Raw genomic sequence first — 25,569 nt, 5'->3', positions numbered from 1 at the left:
TATATGCTTCAATTGTGACTAACTATTCTTGTCTTGGCAAGTGGAGTGATACGCCTTCAAACTATTGATGTCTACCTTTATCAGCAGTTACAGAGTTTTTATAATATGATAGTTAATAATTAGGTGTTTTTTCTCATTGGTGAGATGGTATTTGTGGGCATTGTTGGACAGGCTGTCGCGCTCTTTGTTTTGTTGATCGCCGGAACCTTAGGTTTTTTGGTCGCTAATGATATTCCCATTTTTGAGGATGCAGATCCCACTGTCATTTACGGTGAATGGATAGAGCAGGGCGTTGCGCCGTATGCCGCCGATCGTTTTGAGGTGCGTCGAGACGGTATTTATATCAAAGGGGCACGCACGACAAGTCATTATGAATTTACAGGCAAAAAGTTAATTTATACCGTTGGCAATAACACTTACCTCTATGTTGTTGAAGACGCAGAGACCATTCAACGGGAGAAGCCTTATCACTACAGTACGCCTTTTACCAAGGTGCGTTAACTTTTATGAGTTAAGCTCGGTTGAAGCATTCGTTTCAACGCATTCACATCAGAACTTAGAAATTGCTTGGGAGTACGCGGAGTAACTCTGTCACTGACGACTGCCCCAATGCCACTTGTCGAATACGATCCGCAACATCATCATTTCCCCCAAGGCAACGACGAATACTGGTATTGATCATTTCAGTACTGCTTCCATCACTGGCAAGCGTTCGAATCCACTGATACTCAATCGAATCTATATCTAATAGTGTTTTGCGACCAATCTTTAGTTCCACTTCGAACTCCTTTTTGAAATGAATGTTTAATTTTTAAGACACTTTCATTACGAATGATTAGAACCAATTTTGATGACATTAATGTGACAGAATGTTTCAAAGTGAATGGCATTCGAGCTCGATCGCATTCTGAGCGCGACCAAAAGTAAGGGTTTACTGGGTTTTATTTGCAGAATATACCGGCTTCTGTCACCCTCTTTTTATTGTTTTATCTATCAGGATTAACCGTGAATCGCGCACTTTGTGTTGTTGGCATTTCTATACTTTTGGCGGCATGTGCTCGCCCTACCGATCGTGGGCAGCAGTATGTTGATGGACGTTTTAACGATGTACTCAATCCGACTGAGTTGGTCACATCAGACAAGTCAAAAGATTACACCTTGTTTCCTGCTCAATTAGAAAAAGTAGAAACCTTGTCTCCATCTTTATCGACTCCGAATCAGCCGTTATATGACAGCGTGAAGGCATGGCTGAAAGAAAGTGGCGAGCCAACGGCATTGACCGACTATGGTATTCGCTTGGAGCAAATGGGAGGGGGCGATGGTTTTGGTAATGTGCTGTTTACCGGGTATTTCTCCCCTGTGATAGAGATGCGCCATGAACCTGATGCTGTTTTTAAGTATCCGGTTTATGCCATGCCGGTGTGTGGTGACCGCTGCCCAACCCGCGAGGAAGTCTATAATGGAGCGCTTGAAGGGCTTGGGCTTGAGTTAGGCTATAGCGCGTCACTTATCGATAATTTTATTATGGAAGTTCAAGGCAGTGGTTTTATCCACTTTGGTGATGACGACCAGCTTGAGTATTTTGCCTACGGTGGGAAAAATGGTCACCCGTACGTGAGTATCGGTAAAGTGCTGATTGAACGAGATGAAGTCCCTAGAGAAAAGATGTCGTTGAAAGCAATCAAAGATTGGGTTGCTGCTCAGCAAGATGAAGCGACAGTCATTGAACTGCTGAATCAAAATCCATCTTATGTTTTCTTTGCGCCGAAAGCAGCGGCACCTGTCTCGGGAACTGCTGGCATTCCATTGTTGTCGGGCGCATCGGTTGCTGCTGATCGTGAGTACCTACCAATGGGTAGTGTGCTTCTCGCTGAAATCCCACAGCTTAATGAGGAAGGCAATTGGAATGGGCAACATGTGCTCAAACTGTTGATGGCGCTTGATACCGGCGGTGCGGTGAAGAAAAACCACCTTGACCTGTACCACGGTATGGGTGAAGAAGCAGGCATTAAAGCCGGGCATCATAAGCATTTTGGACGAGTTTGGAAGCTCACAAAGCCCGTTGAAGAAGGCGCATCTGATGTGGGTGCTAAATAGCTTTGAAGCCTATTCACATCGGTGAGTTACTTTTCGACAGACAAGAAAAAGGCGGGTTTTTAAACCCGCCTTTTCGTTTTCAGAGCAATGCTATCAAATTATTTGATTAGGCCAGCTTCTTTGTAGTATTTCGCCGCACCGGGGTGAAGTGGTGCAGACAGGCCGTCAGAAACCATTTCTTCTTTTTTCAGGTTTGCGAAAGCTGGGTGAAGACGACGGAAGTCATCAAAGTTTTCAAACACAGCTTTAACCACGTTGTAGATCACTTCGTCTGGTACTTCTGATGAAGAAACAAACGTTGCACCCACACCGAAGGTGTTTACATCACCGTCGTTACCACGGTACATGCCACCTGGGATAGTTGCAGAGCGGTAGTAATCGTTATCAGAAACCAGTTTCTGAGACGCGGTGTTGTTCACTTCTACCACGACGCTATCACATGCTGTGGTTGCTTCTTGAATCGCACCACTTGGGTGACCAACGGTGTAGACCATGGCGTCGATTTTGTTATCACACAGAGCTTTAGACTGTTCTGCTGCTTTTAGCTCAGAGACTTGCTTAAAGTCGTCCATTGTCCAACCCATTTCATCCATCAGCACTTCAATCGTACCGCGCTGACCTGAACCTGGGTTACCAATGTTTACACGTTTACCTTTAAGATCATCAAAGGTTTTGATGCCAGCGTCTGCACGAGCAACAACAGTGAACGGTTCAGGGTGAACAGAGAAGACAGCACGCAGGTCTTTGTATGCGCCTTGGTCTTTAAATTTGCTTGAACCATTGTATGCATGGAACTGCCAGTCTGACTGGGCGATACCCATGTCTAGCTCGCCAGCGCGAATTGTGTTGATGTTGTAGATAGAGCCACCCGTTGATTCAACTGAACAGCGAATACCGTGCTCTTTCTTTGATTTGTTGACCAAACGACAAATTGCACCACCAGTTGGGTAGTACACACCAGTGACACCACCAGTACCGATAGTCACAAACTGATTAGCCTGTGCAGGCACGGCGGTTAAAGCAGCTGCAAAGCTCATTGCGGCCAGTGTTGGTTTTAACGCTTTCATGCTTTATTTTCCTTGTCTACGATGTGATTACTAACGCGGTGCGAGTCCGCTTGTTATAAAACTGTAATTCCTATGTGAGAATGAATTATCTGACAGTTGCTTTTTCGATCGCAAGAGATGTACTTCACGATTCAAAGCTACGAAAGATATTTTTTCTTAAGTCTTCCACAGAGTTGATATATAAACCCATATTTTGAGACAAAACAGAAATTTGCTGTACAAGTTCTGCATTGTTTTCCGCATGATGTCCTCTTAAATTTATTAGATTATTTTCGAATCCAACCCGAACATCCCCACCTAATGACATGGCTGCCGTTAAGCACTGATGTTCATGACGACCAAAAGCACATATAGCCCATGAAATCCCCATATTAGAGAGACGCTTAATGTCGAAGTCGAGTAAATCTCTTGGCGAAGACAACATGCCTTTTTTGTACTTTCCTAGTACCAATAGTAGGTGATGACCGACGTTTGGCAAAATGTTGTCATTAAGCATTTGAAAGTACAAAGATAAATCTGCCGCATCATACAAAATATATTGCACATAGATTTTGCGCTCTGCGAGTTCAAAAAAGAAGCGGCTGGCATCTTTTTCGAAGCTAGCATTAGGGCGAAGTTCTCGAAGTGCGAGCGACACTGCCTCGGGCTCGGTGCCTCTTACCAGTGCTATTTGTTCGTCTGGTTGATACAAACCCACGGCTTCGGTGGTTTGCTGAATGACCAAGCGCGAATCAAAACGTGCTCGAATTTCGGTGAGCCACTCTCGGTTTAGACCCACGTCTAGAGAGTGTTTTCCTTGTGCGTCTCGAACATGCACATGCGCCATGGCGACGCCAGCATCAGCACATTGTGTTAAACACACGCCCATTTCATCAATCGAAAGAGGGAGCTGCCCATGTTCATCCTTGCCTCGTCTCGCGCCATTAGGCGCGACAATAATGGTTCTTCCTGAGTGCACAATTAGTCCTTAATTCAAATGCATCACGCAAATACGTGGTCCATGGTGATGCTGAGTCGTCGCACGAGTTCATCAATTTCACTGTCGGTAATAATGAATGGTGGTGCCAAGAGTATGTGATGCCCATTTACGCCATCCAATGTTCCGCCCATGGGGTAACACATCAGCCCGTTGTCCATGGCTGTTTTCTTCATTTGCTGGTGGAGCAGACGGTCAGGCGAAAAAGGTTGTTTACTGGTTTTGTCTTGTACTAATTCAAGCCCAATAAACAAACCACGACCGCGAATGTCTCCAACAAATGGATGCGAGCCGAATGACTCGTTTAACTGTTTGACTAAGTATTGTCCTTTCTCTGTCACTTCTGCCATTGCGCCAGCTTCTAACGCGTCTAACGTCGCACAAGCGGCAGCGCACGCCAATGGATGCGCCATAAAGGTATGTCCATGCTGAAAGTACCCCGTTCCTTGTGAGATCGCTTCGTAGATTTTGTCGCGGATCATAACAGCACCAATGGGTTGATAACCCGCGGCTAACCCTTTAGCTAATGTCACCAGGTCGGGCACGATATCTTCCTGCTCATAAGCAAAGTAGGTTCCAGTTCGGCCACAACCGCACATCACCTCATCAAGAATGAGTAGTACACCGTATTTATCGCATATCTCTCGTATACGCTTAAAGTAGCCTTTTTCGGCAACCAGTGCGCCAGCAGTTGCACCGACAACAGGCTCGGCAACAAAGGCAATTACGGTTTCTGGCCCAACGGCGAGTAACCGCTCTTCCAATTCATTAGCAACACGCTGACCGTATTGAAAATCACTTTCTTCTGCTCGTTTATCACGATAGGCATAGCAAGGTGCAATAAGCTCACCATTCTGAAGCAAGGGCGCGAAGGGCTCTTTACGCCACATGTTTCCGCCAACGCCCAGTGCACCTAACGTATTGCCATGATAACTCTGTCGTCGTGCAATAAAACGCGTGCGCGATGTTTCACCTTTTTCAATGAAATATTGGCGAGCCATTTTCAGCGCAGCTTCAACCGCTTCGGAGCCACCACTGACAAGATAAACATGATTGAGATCGCCGGGCGCTTTATCGGCTAGCCGTTCGGCGAGTTCTTCTGCGACAGGGGAGGTGAAAAATCCCGTATGCGCATATGGAATGGCAATGAGTTGCTTTTGAATGGCGCCCAAGACACCTTGGTGGCTATGCCCTAAGCATGACACTGCCGCGCCGCCGCATCCATCGAGATATTGCTTTCCGTTGCTATCAATAAGAAACACGCCATCACCCCCTGATACTGATGGGAGCTTTGAGTGGCAATGGCGTTGCAGTATGTGTGTCATTGTTTATTCAATCCGCTGCGTAGGTGATGTAATGTAAATTTCTGCACTAAGTATTAGCGGGTTGGAAATTGAACAGCAAACGATATAAATTCAGAGGGTATTCCAAAAATTCATAATAGAAGCGAAAGGTGACAACGATGTCCATGCCGATCCCACCAATGAAAACGTTGCGTACCTTTACCGTTGTCGCGCAAACCTTGAGCTTTTCAATGGCTGGAAAGCGATTAAACCTGACACAAAGTGCTATCAGTAAACAGATCCTGCAATTGGAAGATATGATGGGGTGCGCGTTGTTTGAGCGAAGTGGTGGCAAGGTCGAGTTAACGGAGGCGGGGCGCCGATACTTGCCTTCAGTGGTTGAAGCGTTAGAAAACCTTCAGCACGCCACGTCAACCATTATGCAATCTTCTGAAACCAAAAGCCGCGTGGAAATTTCGGTTCCGCCCTCAGTAGCAAGTATGTGGTTGGTGCCTCGGTTGAATGCGTTTCGAGCTCAGCATCCCAATATCGAACTGGGTGTGAAGGCGAGCGTCACGGCAGATACACAGAACTATTATCAAAGTGATATTGCGATTCACTGCTTGCCACTTTCAATTCAAGAAGAAGAGGCAGAGTTACTGATTCGAGAAAGGCTGCGTTTGGTGGTTAACCAAAGCCAAGTGCCTTCTGAAATTTCGCATATCGACGAATTGCTCTCATTGCCGTCCATTAGTCACATCACTCGCCCTCAGATTTGGAATCAGTTTTGGCACCATTACTCCGTGGCTCCAAGCGGCCCGACGTATGGTACAGGGTTCGAACATTTCTATATGGCGATTGAAGCGGTTAGACACCAACAAGGGATGGCGTTAATTCCAGATTTTTTACTTCATGATTATTTAGATAACGACGTAGTCAGTAACCCATTAGCATTGCGTTTTGACAGCGCATACGGCTACTTTTTGTTTAGCCATGGTTTTAAGCGCAGATTAGGGCCCGTCAAACAAGTTATTGATTGGTTGAAGCGTGAAGTAATAAGACCAAGATGCCAGCCTTCTCAGCGCCTATAAACGTTGAGAGAATGGACATTTTCGCGTCAAACGCGTATAAACCGCACTCCATGATGACCACTCAAAAGACTGAGCGATTTAGTATGACCACAACATCCCCAGCATCAGAAAACTATCAACAACGCTTTGGCGGCACACGTCGTTTATATGGCGCGACAGAGCTTGAGATATTAAGGCAAGCTCACGTCTGTGTGATTGGTATTGGTGGTGTGGGCTCTTGGGCGGTAGAAGCGCTGGCGCGTAGTGGTGTGGGTGCATTGACATTGATTGATATGGACGACATTTGCGTGACGAATGTGAATCGCCAAATTCACGCAATGTCAGGGACGATAGGCCAAAGCAAAATAGAAGTCATGGCAGATCGTGTTCGTGCAATTAACCCAGATTGTCAGATCAATTTAATTGATGATTTCATCTCGGAAGACAATATTCCCGAGTACATCACCAAAGATTTTGACTATGTGTTAGATGCGATTGACAGCATCAAACCCAAAACAGCGTTGATTGCATACTGTAAGCGCAACAAGATAAAAATCATCACCGTGGGTGGGGCTGGTGGTCAAATCGACCCAACACAAATTCAAGTTGCCGACCTAACGAAAACCATTCAAGACCCTTTGGCCGCGAAATTACGTAATAACCTGCGTCGTTTTCATAATTTCACCAAGACACAAGGTCGTAAGTTTGGCATTGATTGTGTGTTTTCTACCGAACAACTCAAATACCCTCAGCCTGATGGCAGTGTCTGCGAAACCAAAGCGACCGCAGAAGGGCCTAAACGAATGGATTGTGCGAGCGGCTTTGGCGCTGCCACCATGGTCACAGCTACGTTCGGGTTTGTCGCGGTATCACGCATTGTTGCGAAGTTAACGGCGAAGGCTTCAGCCAAGTAATATTGTTCTGTGTAGCGAACTTTAAGCTACGAAAACCACATAGAAAAAAAGGCCACTACGTGGCCTTTTTTGATCTGAATGGCAATGCAGAATTATGCTTCAGCTTTAGAAGGGGTTTCTGATGTTTCTTCAGCGTCACGCTTAACAGCAATAGGTAGCACTTGTTTAACGTAGTCGCCAGGCGCTATCGTCAAAACAGGGAAGTTGTCAGATCCAGCTTTGTAAGGCTCAACTTTCTCTTTCGGACTGTATGCTTCCAGCCACTTATCCCAATGCGTCCACCAAGAACCTGTATTGTGCTCGGCTGAGTCAAACCACTCATCCGCAGATTCGCTTAGTTCATCATTTACCCAGTAACCATACTTACCTTTCGCAGGATGGTTCACAATACCAGCGATGTGGCCTGATTCACCAAGCACGAAGGTTTTATTGCCACTGACGTTGAGCGCACCACGGTAGGTGCCTTGCCAAAGAGCAATATGGTCTTCTTTAGCGGATATGAAGTAGGTAGGGATTTTGATTTTGTTCAAATCAATCCACACTCCACCAACTTTAACGCCTTTGTCTTCAACCAAACGGTTATTAAGATAAAGCTCGCGTAGCATGAAGTTGTGCGTTGCAGCAGCAACATTCGTGCTATCACTGTTCCAGTACAGGAGATCGAAGTCGACAGGGCTATTGCCCTTGAGGTAATTGTCGACGTAGTAGTTCCAGTACAGGCTGTTTTCGCGAAGTAAGCTGAACGTCACGCTTAATGAGCGTCCGTCCATGTATCCGCGAGCATTGTTTTGAAGCTCAATCGCACTAACAAGGTTGTCATTAACGTAAGCGCCAACTTCTCCCGGCTGTGCGAAATCAAGCAGGGTGGTAAAGAAAGACGCAGACTTAATACGTGCTTTCATTCGCTTAGCAGCATAGTAGGCAATGGTTGAAGCCAGCACTGTACCGCCAATACAATAACCAGCAGCATTAATTTGTGATTGGCCTGTAATGTCTTCGATGGCGCTAACGGCTTTCACCACGCCTTCAGTGACATAATCACCAAACTCTACATCACGCTGCTCAATGCCAGGGTTGCGCCATGACATCATAAATACTGTGTGGCCTTGCTCGACAAGCCAGCGCATCATTGAGTTCTTCTCACGAAGATCCAAAATGTAGTATTTGTTGATAAACGGCGGAACGATCAACAATGGCGTTGCATTGACTTTTTCCGTGGTTGGACGGTACTGGATCAACTCAAACAGTTCGTTTTTGTAAACAACATCGCCAGGTGTATTTGCCACATCTTCACCAATGCGGAACGCATTGTTGTTGGTCATTCTAACTTTGAGAATGTCAGAGCTAGATTCCAGATCTTCTTGTAATTGCTGAAGACCTTTCACCAGATTCTCACCATTTTGTTCTAATGTGAGTTTTAGCAGCTCTGGGTTTGTTCCTACAAAGTTACTTGGTGACATGGCATTGATTGCTTGACGAGAAAAGAACGTTAAGCGTTCTTTAGCTTTTTCGTCTAAGCCTTCAACGGCGTTGATGGTTTCTAAATATGTGCGGCCAAAAAGTAGGTAAGATTGTTTGATGAAATTGTAAAACATCTCATCTTGCCAGCTTTCATCTTGGAATCGTTTGTCGTCTTTTTCTGGAGCGACAACATTGGCTTTGTTAGCGGCAAGCGCTACGTTTTGCCAGATTTCCATTTGTTTTTCCCACCACTGCATTTGAATTTGCAGCATTGCGGCAGGTTGGCTTGAAGCGCCCTCAAGAAGCTTAGCGGTATCTTCCATACTCTGCTCTTGCATCGCTTTATTTAAGGGGGTGTTTGTGGCTGCCTTGCCTTGCTCGAGATCCTTCCACCATTGCTGGTTGCTATCTTGGAGTTTTTCAAGGTAGTCCGAGAAGAAGTTCTGATACATGTTTAAACCCTCTTGATCGGAAACAACCCGCCCTCATAAGTGAAGGCGGGTTGGTGACCTTATTTAAGCTGGAGTAACGGCTTTTACATTTTCAGCAGTTAGTTGCTCAAGGTCGTCTTTAAACTCTTTAGCAAGAGATTGCAGTTTGTTGCTGTCATCCATCATTTGCTGAGACAGTTTCGTCAATGCAGCAACTTGTTGGCCGCCAAATGCAGTTAGAGAAGTTACATCAGTAACGCCGCTTGCTGCTTTAACTTGAGCTAGACCCATTTCGCTGTAAGTTTTTACTGCGCTAAGTTGAAGCTCAGTGATTGTTTCAACGTTTTTAGCAACCAGTTTGTTGAACTTAACGTAAGGTGCCATTGTTTTTTCAGTTTGCTCTGAGAATGCTTTAAACATATCTGTGTACATGGTGTTTCTCCTGAGTATATTAATTAGATCCAAGGGGGTAACTTAATCGACTTAGCTATTGGCACGTTTCACGACAACAGCCGTTCCCATGCCGCCACCGATACAGAGTGAAGCCACACCGTATGTGCCTTCGCGTTTTTCTAACTCGTGGATCAGTGATACCAAAATGCGGTTACCTGATGCACCGAGAGGGTGACCCAACGCAATTGCGCCACCATTTACATTCGCTTTCTCTAAAATGGCTTCTGGGCTGACGCTATGTGTATCAGCCAGTTGGTGAACAACACCTAGAGCCTGAGCCGCGAAGGCTTCGTTGAGTTCAAACAGATCCATATCGGAAATCGATAGCTCGGCTTTTTTCAGAGCTTCGGTTACAGCACCCACTGGGCCTAAGCCCATAATTTTCGGATCTAACCCAACTTGCGCGTAGCTGGTAATTTCTGCCAATGGCGTTAGACCATGACGTTTGACCGCTGCTTCAGAAGCGACGATAACGGCACTAGCACCATCGTTCAGGCCTGATGCATTACCTGCAGTAACAGAACCTTCGCGGTTAAATGCTGGGCGCAATTTGCCCAGACCTTCTTGCGTGCAGTCTGCTTTAGGGTATTCATCAGTATCAAAAGAAACAGTTTGGCGACGTTGCTTCACTTCAACAGGAACGATTTCATCTTTGAATCGACCCGCTTCGATTGCAGCAACGGCTTTCTGTTGGCTTTGTTGAGCGTAAGCGTCTTGTTGTTCGCGGCTTAAACCGACGAGTTCAGCAACATTTTCAGCGGTTACGCCCATGTGGAATTGGTTGTAAACATCGGTAAGACCATCGTTGATTAAAAGGTCTTTCAAACCGATATCACCCATTTTTTGGCCGCCGCGCAGAGAGCCTGACGCAGCGAATGGGATTTGAGACATGTTTTCAACGCCTGCAGCCACAACGACGTCGGCATCACCACAACGGATGTGAGCAACTGCGTCCATAACTGCCTTCATGCCGCTTCCGCAAACCATGTTGATGGCATACGCTGGCACAGTTTCTGGCAAGCCTGCAAAAATAGCGGCTTGACGACCGATGCCCATGCCTTGGCCTGCACTAACAACATTACCAAGGATGACTTCATTGACAGCTTCAGGTGCAACATTGCCTGCTTCTAGCGCGCCTTTGATAGCGACGGCTGCAAGTTGGCCTGCTGCAGTATCTTTTAGTGAACCTGTGAATGCGCCAATCGCCGTGCGTTTGGCGGCAACGATATACACTTTTTCCATGTTAACTCTTTCCTTTTTTTTACACGTAACTCGTCTTGATGAACAAGACTTAGTGCATGTACAAGCCGCCGTTGACGGACAGTGTTTCCCCGGTGATGTAAGCACCTGCATCACTTGCAAGATATGCGACTGCTTCCGCAATCTCTTCTGGGCGAGCCAGACGCTTCATCGGAATCTCACTTTTGATAGACTCCAGCACTTCTTCGCGCATGGCTTCTACCATTGGGGTTGCTGTGTAACCAGGAGCGACAACGTTTGCCGTTACGCCATAACGCGCACCTTCCATTGCTAACGCTTTGGTGAAACCAATCATGCCTGCTTTGGCAGCAGAGTAGTTAGTTTGACCAAATTGACCTTTCAGTCCGTTAACTGAGGAGATGTTGACGACGCGACAACCGCCTTTCTCGCACATGGCAGCAAAAAGAGGTTGAGTAACATTGAACAGACTGTTCAGGTTAGTGTCGATGACTGACTGCCAGTTTTCCGCAGCCATTTTCTTGAAAAGACCATCTCGAGTAATACCCGCGTTGTTAACGACAACATCGATGGTCCCTTCTTCTGACAAAAGGGTAGGAAGACGTTCTGCACATTCAGCAGTGTTGGTAACGTCTAATTCGAAAAGGCGCACTTGATCTGATGTGAATTTTTTCTCATCAAACCATTGCTCGGCACATTGTAGATTTCCCGTGAAGTAAGTGGCAATTACACGATAGCCCTCACCTACTAGTTTCTCTGTGATCGCTGAGCCGATACCACCTTTTGAACCGGTGATTAGCGCGAGTTTCTTCATTGGTGACTCCATTCTTAACAACAAGCAATTTAAATATGACCCCTGTAACTGCATTTGGAAGTCCAAAAATACAGGCACCGTTAATTTTTTAGTATTAGCGCGTAAGGGTTGAGGCTAGGGAAACTCAACTAGTCTCGGTAGAACATTAATTTATTATTATGATGGTTTTATGACCACTGGGTTCAAAGATATACAATCTTTTGAGTAAGGCAAAACGAATAGAGGGAGAATTGCAGAAACAAGATCTAGATCCACAATAAAGCGCCAAAAGTTAACGTGGTGTTAATTTTCGGTTTATTGGTTGATCGTGTTTAAATTAAATTTGAAAAATACACTTTTTTTTGGTTGGAGCGCATTAGTATTCGGCTGTTCAATTAATCGCCGAGACTGTTTAAAACAAAAGCAGTTCAAGTTAAGAAAGAAAGTCACTAATGCGCAAGTTTAATATCGGGATTATCGACTGAAGTCTCAGCTTTAAAAAGGGTATTGTACGGTAAGATGGTCACGTAACATGGTGAAATGAATGAAAAATTAAGGCATCAAAATGGTGCTAAATGTGCTTTATTTGGTCAATAATTGCTCGAATTCCATTATTTCGAGAGGGGCTGAGATGATCAAGTAAATACATTTCTTCAAAGTATTTTTCGAAATTAAATGCCATTAACTCTTCATGTGTTTTTCCCTCTGAAGCAGCCAATATTAACGCTAACAATCCTTTAACAATGCGTGCATCTGAATCTGCTGCAAACTGGTAAGAGTTGTTGTTATTTTTCCAAATTAGCCACACATTACTTTCGCAACCAGAGATTGAAACACTTTTAGATTTTAAGTGGTCTTCCAGGCTTGGAAGCCGCTTGCCAAGCTGAATAATGAGACGATACTTATCCTCCCAGCCACGGCAATTTTTCATGCTATCAATAATGTTTGCTGTGGTAATTTCAGTACCAAAAGGGTGTGCTGGAAAATTAGTCATAATCTTTGTTCTTTCTCAAAGTAAGTCACAGGCTATTTTTATGGCTGCAATGCAGCGCTCGATTTCATCGGCAGTATTATACAAAGCGATTGAGATGCGCACACAGCCATTTAGGCGGAGTGCATTCATCAGCGGATGCGCACAGTGTTGCCCTGAACGCACTGCAATGCCTTGTTGATCGAGTAAGGTCGCGATATCTGAGTTGTGTACGCCGTCAACGTGAAATGCCACCACACTAGCGCCTTGTTGCAATCCAATGAGCGACAGATCCTCGATGTCTTTGATGCCATCAATCAACTGTGACTGAAGTGAGGCTATGTGCTGTTCTGCGCCCTTACGATCAAGATTGTTGAACCAGTTTATCGCTTCTGCCAGCGCGAGCGCACCTGCGACATTGGGCGTACCAGCTTCAAACTTGGCAGGTGACGTCACATAAGTGGTTCCATCGAACGACACATTTTCGACCATTTTTCCGCCCCCGTGCCATGGAGGCATGGCTTCGAGTAGGGCGGGTTTGCCATACATTGCGCCAATGCCCGCTGGCGCAAAGAGTTTGTGGCCTGAAAAGACATAGAAATCTGCATTCAGCGTATTGACGCAAACTTGTTCATGCACCACTGCCTGTGCACCATCAACGACCACAACGGCACCGTTGGCATGAGCTTTGTCAATGATGTTTTCGATAGGGTTGCGTGTGCCGGTGACGTTGCTGACATGTGCAACGGCAATGATCTTTGTCTTATGATTAAGCAGTGTGTCAAACGCTGATAGGTCGAGTTGGCAGGTCTCGGGGTCGACTGGCCATTTTACCACCTTTGCGCCCGTCTGCTCCGCGACCATTTGCCAAGGAACAATATTTGCGTGGTGTTCCATTTCGCTGACAAGAATCTCGTCGCCTGCTTGGAGCGTTTGTCTGGCATAGCTTTGGGCAATGAGATTGAGCGCTTCTGTTGCTCCGCGCGTCCAAACAATGCCCTTCACTGACGCACCAATAAAATCAGCAACAGTTTGTCTCGCCGTTTCAAAACGTTGTGTTGCTGACGCTGTTAACGAATGCGATCCACGATGAACATTTGCGTTTGCGCCTGAATAATAATCATTGATGCATTGGATGACGGACAAGGGTTTCTGTGAAGTGGCTGCACTGTCGAGATATACCAATGGTTGTCCATGGATGCGCTGCTCTAGCGATGGGAAGTCGCGGCGAATGGCATCAACATCAAAAGGTTGGGTCATCATTATTTGGGCGTCATATTGTCGAGTTTGTTGTCGGGTAGGAATGATCGCTTTTCTGTCACATGAACTCAAGTGAAAGTGCGTACGCTAACAATCTGGATTAATCTGGACTCGACGCAGGTCTTTAGCGCTGAGACTTGCCATTGAAAGGCGGATAGCGAGTATTTGATAAACAATGGGCAAAAAAAAGCACCGAGTTAAATACTCAGTGCGACGATAATCTAGTTGATAGATCAAGGTGAAAATACGGCAAGATGTTATTGCCGAGACTCGGCTGAGGCCGAAATATGCAAACACAACATCGCAACCATAGTATTGAACGAACGTAGGGAGCGTTAATCCTAGGCGCGGCTGCACTATAGGTTTTATGGGGTGACAGAACAACGGACATTTTGTAATGTAGTGCATTAGAAAAACTTATCAATTTAGGGCGAAAAATGGCCAGACGTTTACCCCCTTTAAATGCATTGCGTGTGTTTGAAGCAGCAGCGAGGCACTTAAGCTTCACTCGTGCAGCGGAAGAGTTGTTTGTTACGCAAGCTGCTGTTAGTCATCAGATAAAATCATTAGAAGAGTTTCTTGGACTCAAACTTTTCCGACGACGTAACCGCTCTTTATTGTTAACGGAGGAAGGGCAGAGCTATTTTCTCGACATAAAAGATATTTTTGTGTCTCTGGCCGATGCGACTGACCGAGTGTTGGAGCGAGGAGCCAAAGGAGCCTTGACCATCAGCTTACCACCGAGCTTTGCTATTCAATGGTTGGTGCCGCGTCTATCGGATTTTAATCAAGCACACCCTGAAATTGATGTTCGGATCAAAGCTGTCGATATGGAGGACGGCTCGCTCACTGATGATGTAGATGTCGCCATCTATTATGGACGAGGAAATTGGCCTGGATTACGTTGTGATGAACTGTATCCTGAGTTTCTTCTGCCGGTGTGCAGCCCAACCGTCTTTCATAGTGACAAACCACTAAATACACTTGCCGATCTTAAACATCACACCTTGCTTCACGACCGTTCACGACGAGATTGGACGACATACGCTAAACACTATCAGATTGCGGATATTAACCTTAACTATGGGCCTATTTTTAGTCACTCGGCCATGGTGCTTCAGGCAGCGGCGCTTGGTCAGGGGATTGCGTTAAGTAATAACGTGCTGGCTCAGCCTGAACTTGAGTCAGGACGGTTGGTGTGTCCGTTTGAACATTTTCTAATGAGTAAAAACGCCTTTTATTTGGTGAGTCAGCAAAAGGATGCTGATTCGGGGCGCATAACCGCGTTTCGTGATTGGGTGCTCGCCAAAGCCGCCGCTGAACAGGAGCAAATTTCGGCATGAATAATATCATTGTTGATGGCCCGGAGAAGGCTGACGTCACGTTCATCTTTGCGCATGGTGCGGGTGCTGATATGCATCATGAGTTTATGGAGGTAGTGGCAAAGCAAGTCGCCAATCACGGAATTCGTGTCGTGAGGTTTAATTTCCCCTATATGATCAAACGGGCTGAAGACGGAAAACGAAGACCACCAGATCGCGCCCCGAAATTGCTTGAAGCATTCACTGAAGTGGTTGAGCGTTTTGGGCGTGGTAAAACAATCATTGGTGGAAAGTCTATGGGGGGGCGTATGGCAAGCCACCTAGAAACTCTCAATATTCAAGGCATTGTTTGTCTAGGCTTTCCGTTTCACCCGCCTGGTAAGCCAGAGAAAGACAAAGGTGAGCACTTAGCGGACATGGTCAAACCGACGCTAATTTTGCAAGGAGAGCGTGATACGTTTGGTAACCGTGACGAACTAGCATGCTACCCATTTTCAGATGCTATTAGGCTCACGTTCGTGCCCGATGGCGATCACAGCTTTAAGCCACGAAAAGCATCAGGCCACACAGAGACGGGTAATCGTCAACTTGCTGCAGAGCATATTGTTAGCTTTGTGCGAGAGGTATGCCAATGAAGGGGAATCAGCTAGCGGCGTTAGGCTGTGTGTTGGCAGGTGTAGCGGTGGCATTGGGGGCCTTTGCCGCCCATGGGTTAAAATCACATGTCACACCGTATGCGCTCTCCATTATTGAAAAAGGCGTGCAATATCAGTTTTGGCACTCACTGGCGCTTATTGCTATTGGGCTTTGGTTGTATGTTTCACCTCAGCGCTTATTGAAACTGGCGGGTGGATTTATCGCATTTGGGATCCTTTGTTTCAGTGGCAGTTTGTATGGTCTAGCACTGACGGATTGGCGTTGGCTCTGGCCTGTTACACCGATTGGCGGGTTGAGTTTTTTGCTGGGCTGGGGGATGGCAGCTTGGTCATTGTGGCGAAGAGTGAGTTAGGTGCGCTGAATCACGTTTTCTGAGGTATAATTGCGCGTTATTTTTACCACGGCATCTAAAGGCATCGTGTGAATCAGATTTTATTGTATTGCCGTCAAGGCTTTGAAAAAGAATGTGCGGGTGAGATTCAAGATAAAGCAACTTCTGTAGAAGTCTACGGTTTCCCTCGCGTCGTAAAAAACGCCGGGTATGTGTTGTTTGAATGCTACCAGCAAGGCGATGCAGAGAAACTGCTTCAAACGCTTCCTCTTAAATCGCTTATTTTTGCGCGTCAGATGGTTGCCGTTGTTGAACAGCTCTCCGATCTTGACCCTGGTGATCGTATTTCACCGATTCTTGCTCTCGGTGGTGAATTACCGAAGTGTGGTGATCTGCGTGTTGAGACGCCGGACACGAATGAAGGTAAAGATCTTCTTAAATTCTGTCGTAAGTTTACTGTGCCGCTTCGCCAAGCATTGCGTAAACGCGGCGTGTTGCTAGCCAAAGAAAACCCGAAACAACCTGTTTTGCATGTGTACTTCACTGCGCCAGGTTGCTGCTATGTGGGCTATTCGCTAAGTAACAACAACTCGCCACATTATATGGGTATTCACCGTCTGAAATTCCCAGCGGAAGCGCCAAGTCGTTCGACACTGAAGTTGGAAGAAGCTTTTCATGCGTTTATTCCTCGTGATGAGTGGGATGAACGGATTGCACCCGGAATGCGTGCAGTCGATCTTGGGGCATGTCCGGGAGGCTGGACTTATCAGCTGGTGAAGCGATCCATGTTTGTTCACGCAGTCGATAACGGTGCAATGGCTGAAAGCTTGATGGAAACGGGTCAAGTGAAGTACCACGCAGCTGATGGCTTTAAGTTCGAACCGCCGCGTAAGAACATCACTTGGTTAGTGTGCGATATGATTGAAAAGCCATACCGTGTTGCACAACTGATGGGTGAATGGATCATTGAGCGATGGGCGGTTGAGGCGATGTTCAATCTGAAGTTGCCAATGAACCGTCGATACGAACAGGTGAAAGAAGACATCGATAACTTGAAAAAGTTTTTGATTGAGAACGGTGTGAAGTTTGAAATCCAAGCTAAACATTTGTATCACGACCGTGAAGAAGTGACGGTACACCTTCGTCGCCTGAACTAAGGTTTCTGGCGAAAGTGAACAATAAAAAACGGCAGCCCTTGGGCTGCCGTTTTTTATTGTCTGGCGTAAATCAGTCGGGCTATTGACGATTGACCACTTCGTTATTGCTCGGTTTTTGCGTTTGGCATGTAGCGAATATCTTGAAGGTTGAAACCCAGCGCAATATCAGTTTTTAGCGTGGCGACTTGTTTGCAACGTTGTGCGAGTTCTTGATTGCCCTCTAGCTTTTTCTGCCATTTTGGCTCAATGTCATCGGCGGCAAAAATGTGCGCTAAGGTGGTGTAACGCTGCAACAAGGTAGCAGCCGTTTTTGGACCAATACCTGGCACGCCGGATACACCACTTGAACTGATCCCGACCAAGCCCCAATAGTCGACTAATTGTGTCGGCAAGACTGCGAATTCTTTTTCAATAAAGGGGCTATCTAGCCAGCGTTGTTGGAAGTAATCGCGAATACGTAGCGTCGGCTGAAGGAGCTGACAATAGCCTTTATCTGTAGAAACAACGGTCACTTGCCCGTTTTTGCTAGCAACTTTCACTGCCAAAGTTGCGATCATGTCATCAGCTTCATCGCCGGAAGACAGCAGTGAGTCGATGCCCATGTCCCAGAACGCATCTTGAATGATGCTTAGCCCGTCGTGAAGCGGCTCGGGCATGGGTTTGCGGCCTTGCTTATATTCAGGGATTAACTCCGCACGCCAACCTCTGTCTTGTTCTGTGTGGTCAAACACCGCCACCATGTGGGTTGGATCTGAAGAGCGAATGATTTTGTTCAGAGCTCGACAACACACTTGTGCCGTTGAGGCAATATCATCAGGGTTTGGCTGGGCAGCGTGAACCCGACGAATGAGGTTCATGGCATCAATGATGACAAGATGAATAGACATGAGGTGTCCGCTAAATAAAAAATGGCCCGATAGGGCCATTCTAATTACTTGAGAGATAAATGAAAGGCTAACTGTTAGCGACCGCCATTACCTTGAACGATTTCGTAGCAGGGGACATAAGCCGTTCCAGGCAGTTTCATGCGTTGCTGCTCCACAAAGCCTCGCAGCAATTTATCCATCTTTTTCATTAAGACGGCATCACCGTTAATTTTGAATGGACCATGACGTTCAATCTCACGGATCCCTTCCTCTTTCACGTTGCCAGCAACAATGCCAGAGAAGGCTTGTCGCAGTGCAGACGCGAGAAGTTCAGGTCGTTGATTCATGTGTAAGTCGAGGTTCGCCATGTTTTCATGGTTGGGCTCAAACGGCAGTTGGAACTCGGGTGCAATTTTTAGTGACCAGTTAAACGAGTATGCGTCTCCCGTTGATTGTCGATGTTCTTTCACTGCGGGCATACCTTGCTTGATAATACGTGCCGCTTTTGCCGGATCGCCCACCACGATTTGATAGTACTTGGTGGCCTCTTCTCCAATGACATCGCGAATGAATTCATCGATGACACGGAAATAATCGGCACTTTCTTTAGGGCCAGTGAGTACAACGGGCATCGGCTGACCTGCATTGTCTGGATGCATTAAAATACCAAGTAAATAGAGCAATTCTTCTGCCGTCCCTGCGCCGCCAGGGAAGATCACGATGGCATGGCCGACACGCACAAATGCTTCCAGCCGTTTTTCGATATCCGGCATGATCACCAGTTCGTTAACAATGGGATTGGGGGGCTCTGCAGCAATAATTGACGGCTCGGTTAACCCTAAGAAACGGCTACCTGTTACGCGCTGTTTAGCGTGACCAATAGCTGCCCCTTTCATTGGCCCTTCCATTGCCCCCGGTCCGCAACCAGTACAGATATTAAGTTCGCGCAGCCCTAGTTCATGGCCGACCTCACGGGTGTATTGGTATTCAATAGGATTGATAGAGTGTCCACCCCAACAAACCACCAGGTTAGGGTCTTTGCCTGGTACTAACGCTTTCGCGTTACGCAAAATATCGAAAATCAAATTGGTGATGTGATTTGAATTTGTAAGATTGAAGATTTTGGCATGCTCGAGCTGTACATTGACGTGAATGATGTCACGTAGTACCGAAAACATGTGCTCTTGAATGCCTCGAATGATTTTTCCATCTACAAACGCGTGATCGGGTGGGTTGACCAACTCTAGCTTCACCCCGCGCTCACGTCGCATGACGCGGATGTTGAATGCTTTGTATTGTTCAAGCAGTTCTTTGGAGCTGTCTGTATGGCTGCCGGAGTTAAGTACGGCTAGCGAACAGTTACGATACAGGCGGTATAAATCGCTCTGCGCGGTGTCTTTGAGTCTGTCGACCTCAAGCTGAGAAAGTAGATCCATTGCCCCGACTGGGCTGATATGAGTGATCATAGTCACCTCCTGTGCGAAGAAAACACACTGCCTAAAGAGAAAGGCTTTTTATAAACATCATTTCATTCAATGAATTATTGTTTTCAATGCTATAAAAATCAGTGTGTTAATTAACCATACACGCAGATATTTAGTTTAGCCAGTTTGACGAGATAAAAGGATGCAGTACGAGGAGGAACGTGGCGTGAAAAAGTAAAGGGTGGAGCGATAGCGATGTAAGAGAGAGCGTTCGAAGCTGCTGATGAGGTAAAGACAATACTATTGAATCAAGCAGATAACGAGTGAGTCAATTAGAGGAAGACTAAGCCCATACCAATTTGTTACGACCATTATGTTTGGCGTTGTATAGCGCATTATCTGCGCGCTCGAGGACTTGAACTGTATTGTCGTTGTCTTTGAACATGCTTGCGCCGATGGAAACCGTAACGGTTAGACGCATATCTTTGAACTTGAAAGGAAGTTTTGCGATGGTTTCACGTACATTGTTTAGCAATGACTTTCGTGTTTCTTCGTCGGCGTCAGGTAACAAGATCACAAACTCCTCACCACCAAATCGTGCAATAAAATCGGTATCACGTAAACATTGATGAATGGTTCTTGCGACAACTTTCAGTACTTTGTCTCCGACGAGGTGACCGTATTGGTCGTTGACGCTTTTGAAGTGGTCAATGTCAATCATGGCAAGGCAGAACGGTGTTTCGTAACGAATCCAGCAGCGATATTCGTGTTCTAAGCGATCATCCAGCGCCGCACGGTTATAGACTTTGGTGAGTGGGTCGAGCAGCAGTTTACGCTCTTGATCACCGAGACGACGGCGGTAGTCCATCGTTTGGCTGTAAAGCGCCTCAAGTTTTTGTTCATTGTGCTGTAGCTGTTCTAGAAGCTGTTGCTCGCGCTCTTCAAGCTCTTTGTTACGAGCCACTAACGAGGCAAGATTTACGGAAACTTGAGAAAGTTTAGGTCGCAAGGCATCCAGTGATTCTGCATCTCGGAGTTGAGTTTGAATCGTTTCAACAGAATGCTCAAGTTCATCGTTGATTGTGCTTCGTTGCGTTGATATGGATTGAGAGTTGTCAATGGATCGCCCGTTATGGCGCTGAACAATGGAGAGATCTTCATTGAGCTGTGACAAAAAAGCCTGTGAGGCTTTTCGCTCATTGCGCGTACCATCCAGGATGAGCTGAACGGACTCTAAGGTGAGTTCCAGCAGAGTTTGCGCTTCTGGCGCTAGCAGTAGTTTACTTCGAATGCTTAATAAACGATCGCCAGCTTCACCATCAAAATCGAGCTCTGTGATCAAGTGTTGCAGTTCGCTACACAGTTGATTAATACGATCGATATTGAGTAATTCTTTTGCCGTTAATCCATTCGAGGGCAATGCCAATAGCTTGAGCGCGCGTTCATAAAGCTGAAGTAGCGCGACGATTTTATTGTTATTGCCTTGTTCATGGGCATTTGGACTTATCAGCAGATTTCGCAGATCTCGTTTGAGTTGCGCAGGAAGCCCAGGTAAGCACTTTAGTGTTTCAGCACTTTGTTCGTACTGACATTCCAAGGTGCCTTTGGCTTTCTCCATTGCTTGATTATGTCTGTTGACCATGCGCTCTACCAATGCCAGTTGAGGGATCAATCTGCTGACATCGTCTTGACTGTCTAGCTCTCGTCGTATCTGTGACAACCGCTCATTGAGCAGTGGGTCTTCATGCGCTTGAGATGCTGCAATAAGGCGTGAAATTAGCCTTTTTAAGATCGTCGCTTCACGCCGCGATTTAAGAGCTAAATCACGGAATACCAGCTGTGAGTGCTGCAACTTTTCTTTCAGTGTAATGACGTCTTCATCTGACGAGAAGTTGGACATAAACTACGACTATATCTCCAAACCCCCGCCACATGCGCTTTTGCATCGACTTTGGGGCTGATAAATGAAAAACGCATGCGCGCGACCACTAGCTATAACGGTTTATTGCTTGTCTTATCAATAAATTGAAGTCAGTTTTTATCAGATTCGTGAACCGTCTGCCAGTTAATCTCACCGTTTGCCGAAGTTTTGACCTTAAGCAATCCAGTACTTATGCCATCAAGGCACGCTTGACGGACATTGTTATCGGCGAAACAAGCTGCTGGGGTGGAGTCTATGGCACTGATTTGGACCCATTGGCTGGATAGCTCATTTTTACAGGCCTGGCGGGCGGCACTGGTTGCCATCAGCAGGATGTCGATAAGCTCTTTGTCGTTGATAGAGGTAAATGCGCGAGGCAGGAAAGGGTAGTCTGCCATGCCTATACGAAGTCGGTTATCTACATCTTCAAGTCCAGTTTCTTGGACAAAATCGTCAACCAATTGCTGGATTTTCGATGCCAGACGTTCTGGTGCATTCAGGGTTTCAGCATTGGGCTCAATGTAAATGAACATGGCATCGGAGAAATGGTAAAGACGTGCGGGCTTGATGATGTGTGATTTTAAGAAATCACCCATCTGACGTTCTAATTCTAATCCTTGATGGTAGCCATGCTGAAGATAGACAACCTTCAAAAATGGCACTTCAAACATGGCAAAGCTCAGTTTGTCACTGAGGGGCTCATGGATCATTTCACCCAAATACCACTGTTCAAAATTCGCACTGGTTTTCGCGAGTGAATTCGACAATCTATCATTGAGCATTCGCAAGTTGCGCAGACCACTTCGAGGGTGGGTATACAGCTCTTTTTGAAGATCTTGCAATTGATTGAGTCGCATCGATGCTGCACGATTTCTCAGCACCAATACCAGCAACAGAACGCTTAGGCTTCCTAATAGAAATAGGTTTATTTTCTTCTGTTCAACAATGGTTTGAGTGTTCTCTGCATGCTGCTTTTGCATGTCGTCGAATTGAAGCTGTCGCTCTATGACGCGTTGGCTTTGTTTAAATGACTCAGTTTCCTGATTTCGACGTTGTGTCTCATCACGTTGACTGATTTCGTCATAGCGACGCTGAAAATACAAGGCGCTTGGGAAATCAGGTTTTTGTTCATAAGCCTGTGACAGCTGAGCGAGGCTGTCACGTTTGAGTTTATAGTTGTTGATAGCGGTTGCATGGCTTAAGGCTTGCTTTAATGCATCAATGGCGACATCCGTTTGTTGAGTCAATAACGCCTGTTCCCCTTTGACAATCAATGCTTGGGCGAGCACCTCCATGGCGTTAGCATTCTTAGCAAGCTTAATAGCGTCGTTGACATATTCCTTCGCTTGCGGGTATCGGAGCAATTTGAGGTAAGTGTTTGCAATCGCAACATTGATGTCGGCGATTTGAACGTCGCGAGCCAGAGTTTTTTCTAGTTCTAAGGCGTTAAAATAGTGAACGAGTGCGAAATTGTAGCGCCCTTGCTGGTGGTACAAGCCTGCAAGTAGTGTTTGTGTTTCGGAGAGGCCGCACTTCAAATCATACTGTTCATAGAATTCAGCCGCTTGATTCGCGTGTTGAAGCGCTTTATTAAATGCCCCTTTTTGCTGATAAAGCTTGGTCAATGCAATGTTGGCTTGGGCAATCTGTGGTGATAAATCATTTTCGCTTGCTTGCCAGTAAGCACTGAGTAACTCGGATAGGGCGCGTTCATGAGCGTTAATGCGGAGGAAATAATTGCCTAGCGCAATTTGGTATCGCACCTTGAGTTTTAAATTCGCATCTGTCCCGAGCGCATTTTTCGCGATATCGAATTGGGCAAGGGTTTCTTGTTCATTTTCCTGTTCAGTGACAATGATAGCGTTCAGTAGCGTTGTTTCAAACGTTAGGCGTTGAACGCGGCTTGAATGCATATCAGTGAGTTTTGGGATCTCTGCAATCAGCGTCTGAAGCAGCTTTTCTGCTGCTGTTGGGTCATTGTTCAGTGTCAGCAATAGCGACGTTTCCGCCAGAGTGACTTCCAAAAGTGCTCGTTTGAGATGATGGGTGGTTGCAATCTCTTTGGCTAAGGCCAAAAACTTCCATGCTTTTTCTCGATGAAGCAAAATACCATGCGCTTTGGCGGAAATTAAATAGGCATGCACAGTATTGAGGGGAGTGCGAATAGAGCGATCCGCTTCGTTATTACTATGAGGTCGGTTACTTGTTTCAGCGAGTCGACGCTGCATGAGATAGCGCTCAGTGACCTGCAATGCTTGCCTTGGATCTGTGTGTAACAAGGCTTCAGCCTCTGTGAGCACAGGTGTTGAATTAATTGTTGCGCTGACATGATTGCTTATCAGCAAAGAAAGAAAAAGCAGTGCGGTTGTCAAAAATCGCATGATTAGCAGAGTCTATGATTGTGAAGAAAAAAGGCTCAGAACTCTGAGCCTGTTTCGAAATTATTGACGAGCGAGTCGGTTATTTTCGCTTGGTGTTTTACCCATGTTAGTACGATATGGGTTGATATCCAAACCACCGCGGCGAGTGTAGCGCGCGTAAACCGTTAACAACTCAGGCTGACAGTACTTCATCAGATCCGTAAAAATTCGCTCAACACATTGTTCGTGGAATTCATTGTGACGGCGGAACGACACGACATAACGCAGTAGCTTTTCACGATTGATTTTCGGACCTTTGTACGCGATACGTACTGAACCCCAATCAGGTTGGTTAGTGATAAGACAGTTGGACTTCAAGAGGTCACTGTTCAGTGTTTCACTAACCACTGGGCCTTCTGCCGCTCCTTCTAAGAGGCTTGGATCAAAGGCATAGTCGGTGATTTCGATGTCTTGGTCGTCAATATTTTCGCCACCAAATGCAATCACGGGTGTGTTGCTGAATTCTTCAAGGGGCAAGATAGTGACATCGACATCTTCGCCAGCACAGGCTGACAGGTCTTTCGCCAAGGTATCGACCACTTCCTGCCAGCTATCAAAACGCGTCTGGTTGAAGCTGTTGAGGTACAGTTTGAACGATTTAGATTCGATCAAGTTTGGACTGGTTGCTGGCAGACGCACTTCACCAATCGCGACTTGCGGTAACCCTTTGCCATTGAGCCATGACAGTTCGTAGAGTGTCCAAATGTCGTAACCGGTAAAAGGCAGTGAATCCCCAAGGTCTAGGTCATCACGATTAAGACTACGCGGTACAGGTTGCAGCAGCTCAGGAGCGTATAGCTCTTGATAGTCCGTTTTCTGACCTAGCGACAGGCCAGCAAGTTCTTTTGCATCTTGATATTTGCTCATACGGTTTTGCCACGGATCGATTAGAATGCGCAAAGTTTACTGAATCTTGAGGAATCTTGCTAATGAATCACTCTGTTACTCATGCGCTTTGGTCGTTCAGCGAGCGTTTTGTCGATGCTTGGAATATACAACATGGTTCAAAACCACAGAGCGATGCCTATTTGGGTCTTGCCTCTCCATGCGTGTTGCAAGAAACGGATGACACGGTGATTTGGCAGCCAGTAATGAGAAATGAACCTGCGGATTTCAGTAATGTTGAAGACGGTATAGGCATTAGTTTGCATGAAGACATTAAGGCTTTTTATGCCGGCCTCTACTGCGGTGATATGACAGCATCGTTTAATGGTCACCCTCTAGAGCTTATTCAAGTATGGAGCGATGAGGACTTACCGCGCCTACAAGAAAATATGCTTGGCCATTTACTCATGCAAAAGCGATTAAAGCAAAACCCGACAGTTTTCATTGCGTCAACCGATGACGAATTTGATGTTGTGTCTATTTGCAGTGTGACAGGCGAAGTGATTAAAGAACGTATCGGGACGAAAGAGCGCAATGTATTGGCGCCAAACGTAGAGACGTTTCTCGGTATGTTGAAGCCGGAGGCATAGTAG

Annotated in this window: 24 protein-coding genes; 9 read left to right on the top strand and 15 right to left on the bottom strand. The window is 46.2% G+C overall.

Going from position 1 to position 25,569, the window contains the following annotated elements; genetic code table 11:
* Positions 1-123: 123 nt before the first annotated feature.
* Positions 124-501, top strand: coding sequence for a DUF2850 domain-containing protein (locus tag L4D06_RS21015; RefSeq protein WP_274166013.1), 378 nt, complete (start codon positions 124-126; stop codon positions 499-501).
* A gap of 55 nt (positions 502-556) precedes the next feature.
* On the opposite strand, the gene L4D06_RS21010 is transcribed toward L4D06_RS21015, so the two are convergent.
* Positions 557-778, bottom strand: coding sequence for a hypothetical protein (locus L4D06_RS21010; RefSeq protein ID WP_274166014.1), 222 nt, complete (start codon positions 776-778; stop codon positions 557-559).
* A gap of 227 nt (positions 779-1,005) precedes the next feature.
* Between L4D06_RS21010 and mltA the strand changes: the two genes are divergently transcribed.
* Positions 1,006-2,097, top strand: a complete 1,092-nt coding sequence (mltA, locus tag L4D06_RS21005; RefSeq protein WP_429741139.1) for a murein transglycosylase A — start codon at positions 1,006-1,008, stop codon at positions 2,095-2,097.
* Positions 2,098-2,195: 98 nt separating this feature from the next.
* Here the strand turns inward: mltA and L4D06_RS21000 are convergent, their stop codons facing one another.
* The 3 genes from L4D06_RS21000 to L4D06_RS20990 all read right to left on the bottom strand — a co-directional run bounded on the left by L4D06_RS21000 (position 2,196) and on the right by L4D06_RS20990 (position 5,465).
* Positions 2,196-3,164 (bottom strand): TAXI family TRAP transporter solute-binding subunit, encoded by a 969-nt coding sequence (locus tag L4D06_RS21000; RefSeq protein ID WP_420791240.1) that lies wholly within the window; start codon positions 3,162-3,164, stop codon positions 2,196-2,198.
* Between the two features lie 124 nt (positions 3,165-3,288).
* The gene (locus L4D06_RS20995; protein WP_429741137.1) at positions 3,289-4,122 is read right to left on the bottom strand and encodes a beta-keto acid cleavage family enzyme; all 834 of its coding nucleotides are present in this window, start codon (positions 4,120-4,122) and stop codon (positions 3,289-3,291) included.
* 23 nt (positions 4,123-4,145) lie between these two features.
* Positions 4,146-5,465, bottom strand: coding sequence for an aspartate aminotransferase family protein (locus L4D06_RS20990; RefSeq protein WP_429741135.1), 1,320 nt, complete (start codon positions 5,463-5,465; stop codon positions 4,146-4,148).
* A 137-nt stretch (positions 5,466-5,602) separates the two neighbouring features.
* Here L4D06_RS20990 and L4D06_RS20985 point away from each other — a divergent pair, with 137 nt between their 5' ends.
* Both L4D06_RS20985 and tcdA read left to right on the top strand, forming a co-directional pair.
* A complete protein-coding gene (locus L4D06_RS20985; RefSeq protein WP_274166018.1) occupies positions 5,603-6,514 on the top strand; it encodes a LysR family transcriptional regulator in 912 nt (303 codons plus the stop codon).
* An 83-nt stretch (positions 6,515-6,597) separates the two neighbouring features.
* The gene (tcdA, locus tag L4D06_RS20980; protein WP_429741133.1) at positions 6,598-7,407 is read left to right on the top strand and encodes a tRNA cyclic N6-threonylcarbamoyladenosine(37) synthase TcdA; all 810 of its coding nucleotides are present in this window, start codon (positions 6,598-6,600) and stop codon (positions 7,405-7,407) included.
* A 92-nt stretch (positions 7,408-7,499) separates the two neighbouring features.
* Here the strand turns inward: tcdA and phaC are convergent, their stop codons facing one another.
* From phaC to L4D06_RS20950, 6 genes are all read right to left on the bottom strand, one after another.
* Positions 7,500-9,320 carry a class I poly(R)-hydroxyalkanoic acid synthase gene (phaC, locus tag L4D06_RS20975; protein WP_274166020.1) on the bottom strand — a complete coding sequence of 607 codons (1,821 nt, stop codon included), beginning with the start codon at positions 9,318-9,320 and terminating at the stop codon, positions 7,500-7,502.
* A gap of 63 nt (positions 9,321-9,383) precedes the next feature.
* Positions 9,384-9,731 carry a phasin family protein gene (locus tag L4D06_RS20970; RefSeq protein WP_274166021.1) on the bottom strand — a complete coding sequence of 116 codons (348 nt, stop codon included), beginning with the start codon at positions 9,729-9,731 and terminating at the stop codon, positions 9,384-9,386.
* A gap of 51 nt (positions 9,732-9,782) precedes the next feature.
* Positions 9,783-10,994 carry an acetyl-CoA C-acetyltransferase gene (locus L4D06_RS20965; protein ID WP_274166022.1) on the bottom strand — a complete coding sequence of 404 codons (1,212 nt, stop codon included), beginning with the start codon at positions 10,992-10,994 and terminating at the stop codon, positions 9,783-9,785.
* 49 nt (positions 10,995-11,043) lie between these two features.
* Positions 11,044-11,784, bottom strand: coding sequence for an SDR family oxidoreductase (locus tag L4D06_RS20960; RefSeq protein ID WP_274166023.1), 741 nt, complete (start codon positions 11,782-11,784; stop codon positions 11,044-11,046).
* 550 nt (positions 11,785-12,334) lie between these two features.
* Positions 12,335-12,757 carry a cysteine desulfurase sulfur acceptor subunit CsdE gene (gene csdE / locus L4D06_RS20955; protein ID WP_274166024.1) on the bottom strand — a complete coding sequence of 141 codons (423 nt, stop codon included), beginning with the start codon at positions 12,755-12,757 and terminating at the stop codon, positions 12,335-12,337.
* 15 nt (positions 12,758-12,772) lie between these two features.
* Complete coding sequence (locus tag L4D06_RS20950) at positions 12,773-13,996, bottom strand: aminotransferase class V-fold PLP-dependent enzyme (protein ID WP_429741130.1); 1,224 nt, start codon at positions 13,994-13,996, stop codon at positions 12,773-12,775.
* A 434-nt stretch (positions 13,997-14,430) separates the two neighbouring features.
* Here L4D06_RS20950 and L4D06_RS20945 point away from each other — a divergent pair, with 434 nt between their 5' ends.
* From L4D06_RS20945 to rlmM, 4 genes are all read left to right on the top strand, one after another.
* Positions 14,431-15,336 (top strand): transcriptional regulator GcvA, encoded by a 906-nt coding sequence (locus tag L4D06_RS20945; protein WP_274166026.1) that lies wholly within the window; start codon positions 14,431-14,433, stop codon positions 15,334-15,336.
* On the top strand, positions 15,333-15,950 hold the full coding sequence (locus tag L4D06_RS20940; protein ID WP_429741128.1) for an alpha/beta family hydrolase: 618 nt from the start codon (positions 15,333-15,335) through the stop codon (positions 15,948-15,950). The genes L4D06_RS20945 and L4D06_RS20940 overlap by 4 nt, the downstream gene beginning before the upstream one ends.
* Positions 15,947-16,324 carry a DUF423 domain-containing protein gene (locus tag L4D06_RS20935; protein ID WP_274166028.1) on the top strand — a complete coding sequence of 126 codons (378 nt, stop codon included), beginning with the start codon at positions 15,947-15,949 and terminating at the stop codon, positions 16,322-16,324. The genes L4D06_RS20940 and L4D06_RS20935 overlap by 4 nt, the downstream gene beginning before the upstream one ends.
* Positions 16,325-16,392: 68 nt before the next feature.
* Entirely contained in the window at positions 16,393-17,460 is a 1,068-nt protein-coding gene (rlmM, locus tag L4D06_RS20930) for a 23S rRNA (cytidine(2498)-2'-O)-methyltransferase RlmM (protein ID WP_429741126.1), read from the top strand.
* Between the two features lie 101 nt (positions 17,461-17,561).
* On the opposite strand, the gene xni is transcribed toward rlmM, so the two are convergent.
* The 5 genes from xni to queF form a co-directional block, all read right to left on the bottom strand.
* Complete coding sequence (gene xni / locus L4D06_RS20925; RefSeq protein WP_274166030.1) at positions 17,562-18,347, bottom strand: flap endonuclease Xni; 786 nt, start codon at positions 18,345-18,347, stop codon at positions 17,562-17,564.
* Between the two features lie 74 nt (positions 18,348-18,421).
* Positions 18,422-19,792, bottom strand: a complete 1,371-nt coding sequence (gene ppnN / locus L4D06_RS20920) for a nucleotide 5'-monophosphate nucleosidase PpnN (protein ID WP_274166031.1) — start codon at positions 19,790-19,792, stop codon at positions 18,422-18,424.
* A 301-nt stretch (positions 19,793-20,093) separates the two neighbouring features.
* Positions 20,094-21,650 carry a GGDEF domain-containing protein gene (locus L4D06_RS20915; protein WP_429741123.1) on the bottom strand — a complete coding sequence of 519 codons (1,557 nt, stop codon included), beginning with the start codon at positions 21,648-21,650 and terminating at the stop codon, positions 20,094-20,096.
* A 131-nt stretch (positions 21,651-21,781) separates the two neighbouring features.
* Positions 21,782-24,052: a tetratricopeptide repeat protein gene (locus L4D06_RS20910; protein ID WP_429741121.1), complete on the bottom strand. Its 2,271-nt coding sequence runs from the start codon at positions 24,050-24,052 to the stop codon at positions 21,782-21,784.
* A 60-nt stretch (positions 24,053-24,112) separates the two neighbouring features.
* Positions 24,113-24,958, bottom strand: coding sequence for an NADPH-dependent 7-cyano-7-deazaguanine reductase QueF (queF, locus tag L4D06_RS20905; RefSeq protein WP_274166034.1), 846 nt, complete (start codon positions 24,956-24,958; stop codon positions 24,113-24,115).
* Between the two features lie 62 nt (positions 24,959-25,020).
* Here queF and syd point away from each other — a divergent pair, with 62 nt between their 5' ends.
* Positions 25,021-25,566 (top strand): SecY-interacting protein, encoded by a 546-nt coding sequence (gene syd / locus L4D06_RS20900; protein ID WP_274166035.1) that lies wholly within the window; start codon positions 25,021-25,023, stop codon positions 25,564-25,566.
* The last annotated feature ends 3 nt before the right edge of the window (positions 25,567-25,569 follow it).

It is taken from the genome of Enterovibrio makurazakiensis (genome assembly GCF_050336585.1).
Classification (GTDB): Bacteria; Pseudomonadota; Gammaproteobacteria; order Enterobacterales; family Vibrionaceae; genus Enterovibrio; species Enterovibrio gelatinilyticus.
The sequence above is the reverse complement of the archived record's forward strand: the minus strand, read 5'-3'. Positions and strand labels throughout refer to the sequence as shown.